This is a genomic window from Pseudomonas sp. Z2-11 (assembly GCF_054161305.1).
The window spans coordinates 5,368,929-5,381,092 of record NZ_CP096395.1; the positions used below are offsets into that span (position 1 = coordinate 5,368,929).

10 protein-coding genes are annotated in these 12,164 nt (G+C 62.8%); 6 read left to right on the forward strand and 4 right to left on the reverse strand.

Features of this window, described 5'->3' with window-relative positions; translation table 11 throughout:
- The first annotated feature begins 11 nt into the window (after positions 1 to 11).
- From M1E16_RS23860 to M1E16_RS23870, 3 genes are all read left to right on the forward strand, one after another.
- A complete protein-coding gene (locus tag M1E16_RS23860; RefSeq protein WP_458128545.1) occupies positions 12 to 794 on the forward strand; it encodes a hypothetical protein in 783 nt (260 codons plus the stop codon).
- A 324-nt stretch (positions 795 to 1,118) separates the two neighbouring features.
- Complete coding sequence (locus M1E16_RS23865; RefSeq protein WP_305498616.1) at positions 1,119 to 1,598, forward strand: Lrp/AsnC family transcriptional regulator; 480 nt, start codon at positions 1,119 to 1,121, stop codon at positions 1,596 to 1,598.
- 226 nt (positions 1,599 to 1,824) lie between these two features.
- Positions 1,825 to 2,034: a DUF2788 domain-containing protein gene (locus tag M1E16_RS23870; RefSeq protein ID WP_305498615.1), complete on the forward strand. Its 210-nt coding sequence runs from the start codon at positions 1,825 to 1,827 to the stop codon at positions 2,032 to 2,034.
- On the opposite strand, the gene M1E16_RS23875 is transcribed toward M1E16_RS23870, so the two are convergent.
- From M1E16_RS23875 to M1E16_RS23890, 4 genes are all read right to left on the reverse strand, one after another.
- Positions 2,029 to 2,595 carry a pseudouridine synthase gene (locus tag M1E16_RS23875; RefSeq protein ID WP_434574092.1) on the reverse strand — a complete coding sequence of 189 codons (567 nt, stop codon included), beginning with the start codon at positions 2,593 to 2,595 and terminating at the stop codon, positions 2,029 to 2,031. The two genes, M1E16_RS23870 and M1E16_RS23875, sit on opposite strands and share 6 nt — an antisense overlap.
- A gap of 145 nt (positions 2,596 to 2,740) precedes the next feature.
- A complete protein-coding gene (gene amn / locus M1E16_RS23880) occupies positions 2,741 to 4,240 on the reverse strand; it encodes an AMP nucleosidase (protein WP_458128546.1) in 1,500 nt (499 codons plus the stop codon).
- Positions 4,241 to 4,805: 565 nt separating this feature from the next.
- Entirely contained in the window at positions 4,806 to 6,455 is a 1,650-nt protein-coding gene (locus M1E16_RS23885; protein WP_458128547.1) for an acyl-CoA dehydrogenase family protein, read from the reverse strand.
- A 73-nt stretch (positions 6,456 to 6,528) separates the two neighbouring features.
- Positions 6,529 to 8,913: a hybrid sensor histidine kinase/response regulator gene (locus M1E16_RS23890; RefSeq protein ID WP_458128548.1), complete on the reverse strand. Its 2,385-nt coding sequence runs from the start codon at positions 8,911 to 8,913 to the stop codon at positions 6,529 to 6,531.
- Positions 8,914 to 9,319: 406 nt separating this feature from the next.
- On the opposite strand from M1E16_RS23890, the gene M1E16_RS23895 reads away from it, so the two are divergent.
- The 3 genes from M1E16_RS23895 to hemL are packed head-to-tail and all read left to right on the forward strand — an operon-like array spanning position 9,320 to position 12,070.
- Positions 9,320 to 10,117 (forward strand): hydroxymethylpyrimidine/phosphomethylpyrimidine kinase, encoded by a 798-nt coding sequence (locus tag M1E16_RS23895; RefSeq protein ID WP_434571636.1) that lies wholly within the window; start codon positions 9,320 to 9,322, stop codon positions 10,115 to 10,117.
- Between the two features lie 15 nt (positions 10,118 to 10,132).
- Positions 10,133 to 10,759 (forward strand): thiamine phosphate synthase, encoded by a 627-nt coding sequence (gene thiE / locus M1E16_RS23900; protein ID WP_434571635.1) that lies wholly within the window; start codon positions 10,133 to 10,135, stop codon positions 10,757 to 10,759.
- Positions 10,760 to 10,786: 27 nt separating this feature from the next.
- Positions 10,787 to 12,070: a glutamate-1-semialdehyde 2,1-aminomutase gene (gene hemL / locus M1E16_RS23905; protein WP_458128549.1), complete on the forward strand. Its 1,284-nt coding sequence runs from the start codon at positions 10,787 to 10,789 to the stop codon at positions 12,068 to 12,070.
- Positions 12,071 to 12,164: the final 94 nt, after the last annotated feature.

Genomic DNA, 12,164 nt, shown 5'->3' on the forward strand with positions numbered 1-12,164 from the left:
GTGTCGCGTTGATGCTGCTGTCCGTTGCCCTATGGGGCTGCGGGCGCGCATCGCTGGTATATGAGGACGATGAACGACTGAGCCGTATGCTCTGTGAAGTAGGGGAACAGCGGGTAGTCTTGAGCCCGCGCTTCTCCTACGACCTGCCCGAACCTTTGCGGCGCACCTCCTGCGGTACGGTTCAAAGTGGCTTCAATTACGACAAGCGCCGGGACATTCAATCGGCGAGCGCCTCCGGCAGCTTTCGCTCCAACGGCCTCGTGGTACTGGCCTCATCGCGGTGGATGACCGTCGAAAGCCTGCTTGATGGCAAGAACGCTGGGGCACTTTACCCTCCTCAGCAGTTCCTGCAGAACGAACTCGACCTGATGGACCTGACCGAGAGCAAAGCTCGCCCCGAGGGGATCGACTGGGTGAGCCGAAATGGCATGCAATGCCTGCGTTTCTACGATATCTGGCACAGCCCAACAGGAGAATGGGAGGAGGAAGTCAGATACTGGTGTTGGGAAAACCAGAGCGGCCTGGCACAACCATTCTCGGTACGCGCCGGCCAGCGCCTGGCCGAAGGCCGCCGGGGCTACGATCTGGATGAGGCCTTTATCCAGCCGTTTTTCCAGAGCCTGAAAATCAATCGCCTGTCCGCAGCCGAACTGGCCGAAGCCAACACGCTCATCCAGGCTGCCTGCGCCCACGTCAAATCCCGCTACGACCAGCACCTGAATTGGGGTTCCGATTATTCGGACAAACGCCTGACCCGCCAGCGTCTGCGCGCCTGCGGTTATGACGCGCCCTAGCCAAGGCAAACAAAAAAGGGAGGCCCGTCGGCCTCCCCTTGAGAATCTAGTCCGTGCGCGACGCTTGTGGCATCGGCTCACCTCACGCCGTCTTCTGGACAGTGTGCAGCTCGGGGGTCTGCCAGTACCTATGGGTACTGCGACCGCAGCCGGCCTGATTGGGCGGGCTGCACTGGACTGTTGTCCGAGCAGTGATCTTGGTGGTTAGCATAGGCCCGAGGCGCCGACAGATGATTGCTAAGATTGCTTGAATAAACACTACTTGCGCAATTTTTACCCCTGGATGGATAATCTTCCGCAATTAACCGGATAAAGGCCCGCTCAATGAGCAAACTCGACCGTTACGACCTGAGCATCCTGGCGGAATTGCAGCGCGACGCGCGCATCTCGAACCAGGAATTGGCCGAGCGCATCGGCCTGTCGCCCTCCCCCTGCTCGCGGCGGGTCAAGCAATTGGAAGACGACGGCTACATCACCCGCCAGGTTGCCCTGCTCGATCGCAAGATGCTCGGCCTGAGCCTGACCGCCTATGTGCTGATCGGCATGGACCGCCACACCCCCGACCGCTTCGAGACCTTCGAAGCCGCGATCCGCAACCTGCCGCAAGTGCTTGAATGCAGCCTGGTGACCGGCATCGACGCGGACTACCAACTGAAGGTGGTGGTGCCGGACATGGATCATTACCAGAAGCTGCTGCTGGGCCACCTGACCCGGATCGAAGGCGTCACCAGCGTGCGTTCGAGTTTTGTGCTGAACCAGGTGCTCAACAGTACCGAGCTGCCGCTGACTCACCTGCGCAGCTGAGAGCTTCTGTGGCGAGGGAGCTTGCTCCCGCTGGGTTGCGCAGCGACCCCAAATCTCCACTGGTTTGCGACTGCTGCGCAGTCGAGCGGGAGCAAGCTCCCTCGCCACAAAAAGCAGCCCATGATTATCCGGGCTGCGACACACCGCCGCAGCCCGATCCTGCGCCCCGCCGCCATGCCGTATACTCGCCCTGCCTTTTCAACCCCGCCCACGCCGGAGTGCGCCGATGGATCCTGCTGTTTTCGAAGAGTGGATGATGACCGGACTGGTCAGCATCCTGATCATTTTCATGGGGTTCATCGTCTGGGACCTGGCGAAGAAATCCAAGGCCGGGCGTTTCGGCTCGTTCATCCTGTTTTTCGTGCTCGGCCTGGGCGTGGCGGCGTTCATCATCAAGAGCGTGGTCATCGGTCTGATCGAATCCGGCTCGTTATAAACGCGCCGGTACCTCTTTCCATTGGCCCTGATCGAGCCCTTCGATCGTCCAGTCACCGATCCTGACCCGCACCAGGCGCAGGGTCGGCAGGCCCACCGCGGCGGTCATGCGCCGCACCTGGCGGTTGCGCCCTTCACGTATCACCAGTTCCAGCCAACTCGTCGGCACGCTTTTGCGAAAGCGCACCGGTGGATTGCGTGGCCATAATTGCGGTTCGTCCAGCTGACGGGCCTCGGCCGGCAGCGTCATACCGTCGTTCAACTCGACCCCATCACGCAAACGCTGCAGTTGCTCGTCGCTCGGCTCACCCTCGACTTGTACCCAGTACGTCTTGGCCAGTTTGTGCTTGGGATCGGCGATGCGCGCCTGCAACTGGCCGTCATTGGTCAGCAACAGCAATCCTTCGCTGTCGCGGTCCAGCCGACCGGCCGGGTAGATGCCCGGTACGTCGATGAAATCCTTGAGCGTGGCGCGCCCTTCGCCGTCGCTGAATTGCGTCAGCACGTCAAAAGGCTTGTTGAACAGGATCAGTTTCGCTTCGGCCGGCGGCGCCTTGGCCACACGGCGCGGGGTGGAAGCGGGAGGCTTCGCGCCAGGGCGGCGGGAAGCGGGGCGTGAAGGACGGGGCATGGCGGCAACAATATCCAACGGTCGAGGCCGACATGCTAGTGGCCCGACCGTTAAATAACCACCGTTCAGGACGGCATCAGCGGAACGGCGGCTCGTCGAAGCTGCGCAGTTTGCGCGAGTGCAACGAGTTGAGTTCGTTGCGCAGCAGGTCCAGCGCCGCGATCCCGATCTTGAGATGCTGGTTGACCGCCCGCTCATAAAACGCGTTGGCCGAGCCCGGCAGCTTGATCTCGCTGTGCAGCGGCTTGTCCGAGACGCACAGCAACGTGCCGTATGGCACCCGCAAGCGATAACCCTGGGCCGCAATGGTGCCGCTTTCCATGTCCACCGCCACGGCGCGGGACAGGTTGATCAACGGACGCTCCTGGGCCCAGCGCAATTCCCAGTTGCGGTCGTCGTAAGTCAGCACGGTGCCGGTGCGCAGGCGTTTTTTCAGCTCGTCGCCTTTTTCGCCAGTGATGTTCGCCGCCGCCTGCTGAAGCGCCAGCTGCACTTCGGCCAGGGCCGGGATCGGGATGTTCGGCGGCACCACGCGGTCGAGGATGCCATCGCGGCGCATGTAGGCGTGGGCCAGGACGTAATCGCCGATTGTCTGGGACTGACGCAGGCCGCCGCAGTGGCCGATCATCAGCCAGCAATGCGGACGCAGCACGGCCAGGTGATCGGTGATGTTCTTGGCATTGGACGGACCAACGCCGATGTTCACCAGGGTCACGCCGTGGCCATCGCTGGCTTGCAAGTGATAGGCCGGCATCTGGTAGCGATGCCAGACCACGCCAGCGGCGATGGCCGAGGCTTCACCATGATCCATGTTCTTGTCGATGATCACGTTGCCCGGCAGCACCATGCGCACGAAACGCGGATCGCTGCGCAACTGCTCCAGCCCGTGGACGATGAACTGGTCGACATAGCGGTGATAGTTGGTCAGTAGAATCCAGGGCTGCACATGGCGCCAATCGCTGCCGGTGTAATGCACGAGCCGGCGCAGGGAGAAATCCACCCGCGCGGCGTCGAACAGCGCCAGGGGCAGCGGGTCGGTGTTTTCCCAATCGTAGAGGCCATCGGCGATGCCATCGGTGGCGGCCGACAGGTCGGTGCTGGGGAACACCCGCGCCAGCACCGCCGCCGTCACACCGGAACCGGCCAGTTCATCGCCCTGCTCCACCACATACGGGTACGGAATGTTCTGCTCACTGACGCCCACCTCGACGGTGATGGTGAAGTCGTGCATCAGCGGGACAAGCTGCTCGAGCAGGTATTTTCGAAATGCCGCCGGGTGGGTGACGGTGACGCTGTAGGTGCCCGGCAGCTGGACCTTGGCGTAGGCGCGGGTGGTCTGCGGGACTTCGCCATGGCAATGGTAGGTCAGGCGCAGGGCCGGATAGCGGAACAATGCGCGTTGCTCGGCATCCGGCTCGATGCGGTCCTTGAGATAACGCTTGAGCGCCTGGTTCAGCGCAGTGGTCGCACGCTCGTGCAGGGCCGCCAGCCGGTCCACGGCTTGCTCGGCGGTTTGAACGACAATAAACGCTTCGGTCACGATCAGCTTCCTGTGTTCTGACTTGCAGGCCTTCATCTTGCCTGCATCGTGGGCCGACGGGAACAGTGGCGTATTAGTTGTCCTTGCGCGGAGCCTTTTGTGGGAGCGGGCTTGCTCGCGATAGCGGTGTGCCAGGAAACGCCGATGCTGAATGTACCGACGCCTTCGCGGGCAGGCCCGCTCCCACAGGGTTTGATGTTTACTCAGATGTTGCGTGCAGCACAGTTCCACTGTGGGAGCGAGCCTGCTCGCGAAAACGGTGTGCCAGGAAACGCCGATGCTGAATGTACCGACGCCTTCGCGGGCAAGCTCGCTCCCACAGGGTTTGATGTTTACTCAGATGTTGCGTGCAGCACAGTTCCACTGTGGGAGCGGGCCTGCTCGCGAAAACGGTGTGCCAGGAAACGCCGATGCTGAATGTACCGACGCCTTCGCGGGCAAGCCCGCTCCCACAGGGTTCGATGTTTACTCAGATGTTGCCTGCAGCACAGGTCCACTGTGGGAGCGAGCCTGCTCGCGAAAGCGGTGTATCAGGCAACATCGATGCTGAATGTACCGACGCCTTCGCGGGCAAGCCCGCTCCCACAGGGGTATGGGTTGTTTAGAAGCCGTGCGGGGTCGAGCGGGCGACTATGGCTGCTACATTCAGGCCGCGGGGCAACGCGCCGTAGACCCGGCCGGTGGAACCCAGCCGGCTGGCGATGAAGGCATCGCTGACGTCGCTGTTCCCCGCTTCCAGCAACAGCCTGGCTTGCAGGCCGACGGCGATGTCTTCGGTCAATTGCCGGGCACGATATTGGATGTCATCGGTGTCCTTGAACGCTGCGTGCAACCGGTCGATATGGGCCGCCAGGCGATTGTCCCCATGGCCGTCGCCCAGTTCGTCGAACAGCACTTCCAACACGCCCGGCTCTTTGGACAGAGCGCGCAAGACGTCAAGGCACTGCACATTGCCGGAGCCTTCCCAGGTTGAATTGACCGGTGCCTCGCGGTACAGGCGCGGCAGGATGCTGTCCTCGACATAGCCGGCACCGCCCATGCATTCGGCCGCCTCGTTGATCATTGCCGGGGCGCGTTTGCAGATCCAGTATTTGCCTACTGCCGTCACCAGCCGGGCGAATTTGGCTTCATGCCCATCGTTCAGATGATCCAGCGCCCGCCCCATGCGCAAGCTCAGCGCCAAAGCAGCCTCGCTTTCCAGGGCCAGGTCGGCGAGTACGTTTTGCATCAGGGGCTGCTCACTCAACAACTTGCCGCCGACCTTGCGGTGCGCGCAATGGTGACTGGCCTGGGTCAGGGCCTGGCGCATAAGGGCACTGGAGCCGACCATACAGTCGAAGCGGGTCATGGCGACCATCTCGATGATCGTCGGCACGCCTCGGCCCTCCTCGCCGACCATCCAGGCCAGCGCACCACGGAACTCCACCTCGCTGGAGGCGTTGGAGCAATTGCCGAGTTTGTTTTTCAAACGCTGGATGTAGAACTGGTTGCGGGTGTCGTCCGGGCGGTGGCGCGGCAGCAAAAAGCAGGTCAGGCCCTTGTCGGTCTGGGCCAGGGTCAGGAAGGCATCGCACATCGGCGCCGAACAGAACCACTTGTGGCCCACCAGCTCATAGGCCTGGCCCGGGCCGCTGGCGCCTACCGGATACGCCTTGGTGGTGTTGGCGCGCACATCGGTGCCGCCCTGCTTCTCGGTCATCGCCATACCGAGAGTGACCCCGGCCTTGTGGGCCATGCCGACGTTACGTGGATCGTATTCGGTGGCGAGCACTTTCGGCACCCAGCGCCCGGCCAGGTCCGGTTGCAGGCGCAGGGCCGGCACACTGGCAAAAGTCATGGTCAACGGACAACCGGTGCCGGCTTCGGCCTGGCTGTGCAGGTACGTCATCGAGGCGCGGGCGACATGCGCGCCAGGTTGCGGATGGGCCCACGGCAGGCTGGGCAGGCCATGTTCGATGGCGGTGCGCATCAGCTCGTGATAGGCAGGATGAAATTCCACCAGGTCGATACGATGGCCGTAACGGTCGTGGCTGGAAAATATTGGCTTGTTCTGGTTGGCCAGGAACCCCGCCTCCATCAACGGCCCGCCGGCCAGGGCACCGTAGGCGTCGATCCGCGCCTGTGCCCACCCTGCGCCGAAACGCCGCGACCATTCTTGCAGCGGCAGGTCAATACGGTACAGGTTGGCACCATCCAGGGACGGTGGTTGATTGGTGACGTCGTGGGTTTCGGCGAACTGGTGCAGGTTCATGACGGGGCTCCTTGGTCGGCCAGCAGAGGTCAGTTAAGCACCGCCTCCTGGCCGATCAAAGTGGCATATCCGCCTAAATACCGGCGCTTTCACCCTGCTTCGGACAAAGTACCCGTCGTTGCAGAATCGCCTGCAGTGCTTCGAATTTCACCGGTTTGCTCAGGTAATCGATCAGGCTACCCGCAGGGCAATGCGCCTGGTCCACGTTCGGGCTGACCACCAGCACGGGTAAGTCCTGGCAACCTGACATCGCGCGGATCTGACAGCAGACCGACACGCCATCCGATGGTGTCGACTGGCAATCGAGCAGCACCGCGTCAAAACTGTCGCCCTGCAACAGCTCCAGCGCCGCGCGGCCACTGTCGGCGGTGCGTACTCGGTAGCCAAGCTTGAGCAACATGCCGCGCATCACCAGTTGGTCGATGTTGTTGTCGTCGGCCAGCAGCACCGTGCACTCCTGGGGCAAGCGCGCAGCCCGGCGTGCGCCGCCAGGAAACGTTGCCGGGACGGCCACAGGCAAGGCGATGTCAAATTCCACGTCCAGCTGGAAACGACTGCCGCGCCCCGGCTCCGAGGTATGGGTCAGGCGCCCGCCGAGCAATTCCACCAGTTGCCGACAAATCGCCAGGCCGACGCCGAGGCCGCCGTATTCGCGGGTCATCGAGCCGTCGAGCTGGAAGAAACGCTGATACAGGGTCGCCTCCCCCAGATCGGTAAAGCCGATGCCGGTATCGATCACGGCGAAAGACAGCACCAGGCGATCGAGCTCCGACGTCCGGCCACTGACTCGCAGCGCGATGCCACCGACGCGGGTGAACTTGATGGCATTGTCCAGCAGGCATTCCAGGCACTGGGCCAATTTACCGCTGTCACCTAGCAAGCGGTCCGCCAGGCCAGGCGCTACGTCGACCTTGAAATCCAGGCCCTTGGCCGCCGCGTTGGCGCCGAACTGCACCTGCAGGGCCTCTATCACGCTGCGCAGGCTGAACGGCGCCGGATACACCTTGAGCTTGCCGGCCTGCAACTCGGTGAGGGTGAGCATGCCGTTGACCATGCGCATCATGTCCCGCGCCGAACCGGCTGCGGTCTGCTGATACTGGCTGAGTTCCTCGTCCATCTCGACGGTTTCCATCAGTTCGAGGCAACCGATCACACCATTCATCGGCGTGCGCAACTCATGGGTCAACGTGGCGAGAAATTCGTCCTTGAGCTTGTTGCCCTGAGCCAACTGCTGGTTCAGCACTTCGAGTTTCTGCCCGGCGTCGAACAGCGTCTGCGCCTGCTGTTCGCGCATGGCGTTGATGCGGTCCGCCAGGGCCAGGGACAACAGCGCCACCTCGATGGCAGAGCCGATCTGGCTGGCATACATGGTCAGGAAGATGTTTGGCAGGTAACCCAACACCATCATCGTATTGACGACGCCCCCCAGCAGAAACGCCGACCAGGCGATAATGAAGTAACGCGCCACCCGCAGCCCCCGCCACCAGGCGAACAAGCCGGCGGCGAAAATCACCACGGTGAACACCAGGGCCAGCGCCGTCGCCAGGCGCAGCGCCAGCGCATAGCTGGTCATCAACGACAGGCCCACCACCACCGCGCCATAGGCAATCAGCGCCAGCAGCAATCGGTCGAGCCAGCGGCTGTGCTGGGCGGTTTGCAGGAAACTGCGGGCAAACTGGCTGCCAAAAACCCCCGCGCAGCCAATGAAAAACGGCGTCGCGGCGTTGGCCCACCAGGGGTTGTCCGGCCAGAAATACTCAACCGCCGCACCGTTGACCGACAGTTGATAGAGGCCGAACGAGGCGATATAGAAGATGTAATAGAGGTAACTGGTGTCGCGCACGCTCAGGTAGATGAACAGGTTGTAGACCAGCATCCCCAGCAGTACGCCATAGATGATCCCCAGCACATACAGGCGCACCGGCTGCTGTTCCAGGTACGCGGTGCTTGACCAGAGCGTCAACGGGGCCTGGATCGAGCCCTGGCTTTGCAGGCGCAGATACACGGTCTGGCGTTGATCGGGTTGGAAATCCAGGCTGAACAGGTAGTTGTTCTGGCGCACCTCGCGACTGGCGAACGGCAAGGCATCGCCGGTCTGGCGAACCAGGCGATAGGCACCTTGCGTATCGGCCAGATACAAGTCCAGGCGGTCCAGCGGCGGATACGCCAGCTCCAGCAGCCAGGTGCGCTGGGCGCCGGGATTGCCCGGGCGGTAGTGCAAGTCGATCTTCAGCCAGAACGCCGAGCGCGAATACCCTGCGTTCAGCGTGGCTTGGTCGTGGGGTTTGAAGCGACCGGCCGCGGCCTGGGCCAGGACATCCTCGAGCGTGGCCGTGCCGCTGGCGTCTTCAAACACCTGCAAGGCATGGCCCAAAGGCAGGCTTCGGGTAGATTCATCGAATTCAAGGGCGCTTGCCAAGGGGGACAAGCACAGCAGCAACATCAGCAAATAGCGCATTAAAGCCCCAGCGTGGCCTGTCCGGTTGAGTCAGGAAGCCCCCCATTCCCTGAGTAGACGTAAAACCGGCATTACCTGTTATTGGTTGGATCCATCCGTAGCATAGCCGTTGATGGCCAATTTGCACCATTGAAATTTTTCCGACAAAAGGCTCTAGCACGGGCGTCTCAGCGCCAAGCGTTGAGATAGAGCTGTTGCTTTGGTCAGGTTGGTACTGGCGGGCCATTCGTGGCGAGGGAGCTTGCTCCCGCTCGGTTGCGTAGCGACCGCAAGATCTCGGGGTCGCTTCGCGCCCCAGCGGGAGCAAGCTCCCTCGCCACAAAAACAGTCGCCAGCAGGAAACGTCGCGTAAAACCCTCAGAGCCCGATCACCGATAAATGGGGTTTGGTGATAAGCTCGCGCACCATGAATATCTACAACTCCCGCCCCGTTGTCCTCTGTCTCTCCGGCCACGACCCCAGTGGTGGCGCCGGCTTGCAGGCAGATATCGAAGCCCTGCTCGCCCAGGGTTGTCATGCCGCCCCGGCCGTTACCGCGTTGACCGTGCAAGACACGGTCAATGTCAGCGATTTCCGCGTACTCGATCGCGAGTGGGTGCTGGCCCAGGCCAATGCCGTGCTCAACGATTCGCCCGTCGCGGCGGTCAAGCTGGGGATGCTCGGTTCGCTGGAAATGGTCGACACAGTGGTCGAGCTGCTCCAGGCGCATCCACATCTGCCGATGGTCTGCGACCCGGTGCTGCGCGCCGGTGGTGGCGGACGGCTGGGCAAGGATGAAGTCGGCTACGCCATGCGCGAGCGCCTGCTGCCGCTGGCGATCATCGCCACGCCCAACCTTCCTGAAGCACGCATTCTCGCCGAACTGCCGGAAGGCAGCGCCGATGAATGCGCCGAAAAACTGCTGCCCTTCGTCAAGCACCTGCTGATCACCGGCGGTCACGGCGATGAACATGAAGTCCACAATCGCCTGTACAGCCGCGACGGACGCCGCGAGACCTTCACCTGCCAGCGCTTGCCCGGCAGCTATCACGGTTCCGGCTGCACTCTGGCCAGCGCCCTGGCCGGCCGGCTGGCCCAGGGTGAACAGCTCGCCAGCGCGGTGAAGACCGCGCTGGATTACACCTGGCGCACCCTGCGCGATGCCGAACAATTGGGCAAAGGCCAGTTCGTACCGCGTCGCCTGCCGCTGGATTTCTGCTCGTAGCAAAGGAGCCGTGGAATGAAATTACGTGGCCTTTATGCCGTCACCGACAGCCAGTTGCTGGCCGGCAAGTTCCTCGCCTATGTGGAAGCCGCGCTGGAAGGTGGCGTGACCCTGCTGCAATACCGCGACAAAAGCAGCGACGAGGCCCGGCGCCTGCGCGAGGCCGAGGCGCTGCGCAACCTGTGCGAGCGCTACAAGACCCAATTGATTATCAACGATGACGCCGAACTGGCCGCACGCCTCGGCGTCGGTGTCCACCTGGGCCAGACCGATGGCCCGCTGGCGCCGGTGCGGGCGTTGCTGGGGCACAAGGCAATCGTCGGCGCCACTTGCCACGCCAGCCTGGAACTGGCCGAACAGGCCGTCCGGGAAGGCGCCAGCTACGTCGCGTTCGGGCGCTTCTTCAATTCCAATACCAAGCCCGGGGCGCCCGCCGCAAACCTTGAACTGCTCGAACAGACCCGTATCAAACTGCATATACCGGTGTGCGCCATCGGCGGCATCACTCTGGAAAACGCCGCCCCGCTGGTGGCCCATGGCGTCGACCTGCTCGCGGTGGTCCATGGCCTGTTCGGCGCCGACAGCACGGCTGAGGTGACGCGCCGCGCCCGCGCCTTCAACGACCTGCTGCAAACCAAATAGTCATTTCCCGATTTCGAGAGCCCTACCATGTCCCGTTCCGAAACCCTGTTTGCCAACGCTCAGAAACACATCCCCGGCGGCGTGAATTCACCCGTTCGTGCGTTCAAGAGCGTCGGCGGCACCCCGCTGTTCTTCAAGCACGCCGAGGGCGCGTATGTCACCGACGAAGACGACAAGCGCTACGTCGACTACGTGGGTTCGTGGGGCCCGATGATCCTCGGCCACAGCCATCCGGACGTGTTGGACGCGGTGCGCAAGCAATTGAAGCACGGCTTGTCCTATGGCGCGCCGACCGCGATGGAAACCGAAATGGCCGATCTGGTCTGCTCCATCGTGCCATCGATGGAAATGGTGCGCATGGTCAGTTCCGGCACCGAGGCGACCATGAGCGCGATCCGCCTGGCGCGCGGCTACACCGGGCGCGACAGCATCATCAAATTCGAAGGCTGCTACCACGGTCACTCCGACAGCCTGCTGGTCAAGGCCGGCTCAGGCGCGCTGACCCAAGGCGTGCCCAGCTCGGCGGGCGTACCGGCGGCATTTGCCAAACACACGCTGACCCTGCCGTTCAACGACCTCGAAGAAGTCGAGAAAATGCTCGGGGAAGTCGGCCAGGAAGTGGCCTGCATCATCGTCGAGCCGGTGGCCGGCAACATGAACTGCGTGCCGCCAGCGCCGGGTTTCCTCGAAGGCCTGCGCAGCCTGTGCGACCAGCACGGCGTGGTGCTGATTTTCGACGAAGTGATGACCGGCTTCCGCGTCGCCCTCGGCGGTGCCCAGGCTCATTACGGCGTAGCGCCGGACCTGAGCACCTTCGGCAAGATCATCGGCGGCGGCATGCCGGTAGGCTGCTTCGGCGGCAAGCGCGCGATCATGGAATGCATCGCCCCGCTGGGGCCGGTCTACCAGGCCGGTACCTTGTCGGGCAATCCGCTGGCCATGGCTGCCGGCCTGACCACCCTGCGCCTGATCAGCCGTCCGGGTTTCCACGCCGAGCTGAGCGACTTCACCACTCGCCTGCTCGACGGCTTGCAAGTACGCGCCGATGCGGCGGGCATCCCGTTCGTGACCACCCAGGCCGGCGGCATGTTCGGCCTGTACTTCAGTGGCGCCGATGACATCGTGACCTTCGACGACGTGATGGCCAGCGACGCCGACCGCTTCAAGCGCTTCTTCCACCTGATGCTCGAGGGTGGCGTCTACCTGGCGCCAAGCGCGTTCGAAGCCGGCTTCACCTCCATCGCCCATGGCGAGGCCGAGTTGAAGATCACCCTCGACGCGGCCGAGCGGGCCTTTGCTGCGCTGAAGTAAACGTATGGCCAATCACTGACGCTGGCTGACACCAGCGTCAGTGATTGCCCATTGCCTCGGTATGCCTTTTTCCAGGTATTTGCCCAACAAGCGG

Bases quoted from the DNA above. Each gene is read 5' to 3' on its own strand.
- hemL (WP_458128549.1), top strand. From the start codon at position 10,787: ATGTCCCGTTCCGAAACCCTGTTTGCCAACGCTCAGAAACACATCCCC.
- M1E16_RS23870 (WP_305498615.1), top strand. From the start codon at position 1,825: ATGGATCCTGCTGTTTTCGAAGAGTGGATGATGACCGGACTGGTCAGC.
- M1E16_RS23865 (WP_305498616.1), top strand. From the start codon at position 1,119: ATGAGCAAACTCGACCGTTACGACCTGAGCATCCTGGCGGAATTGCAG.
- M1E16_RS23890 (WP_458128548.1), bottom strand. From the start codon at position 8,913: ATGCGCTATTTGCTGATGTTGCTGCTGTGCTTGTCCCCCTTGGCAAGC.
- thiE (WP_434571635.1), top strand. From the start codon at position 10,133: ATGAAATTACGTGGCCTTTATGCCGTCACCGACAGCCAGTTGCTGGCC.
- M1E16_RS23895 (WP_434571636.1), top strand. From the start codon at position 9,320: ATGAATATCTACAACTCCCGCCCCGTTGTCCTCTGTCTCTCCGGCCAC.
- amn (WP_458128546.1), bottom strand. From the start codon at position 4,240: ATGAAGGCCTGCAAGTCAGAACACAGGAAGCTGATCGTGACCGAAGCG.
- M1E16_RS23860 (WP_458128545.1), top strand. From the start codon at position 12: ATGCTGCTGTCCGTTGCCCTATGGGGCTGCGGGCGCGCATCGCTGGTA.
- M1E16_RS23885 (WP_458128547.1), bottom strand. From the start codon at position 6,455: ATGAACCTGCACCAGTTCGCCGAAACCCACGACGTCACCAATCAACCA.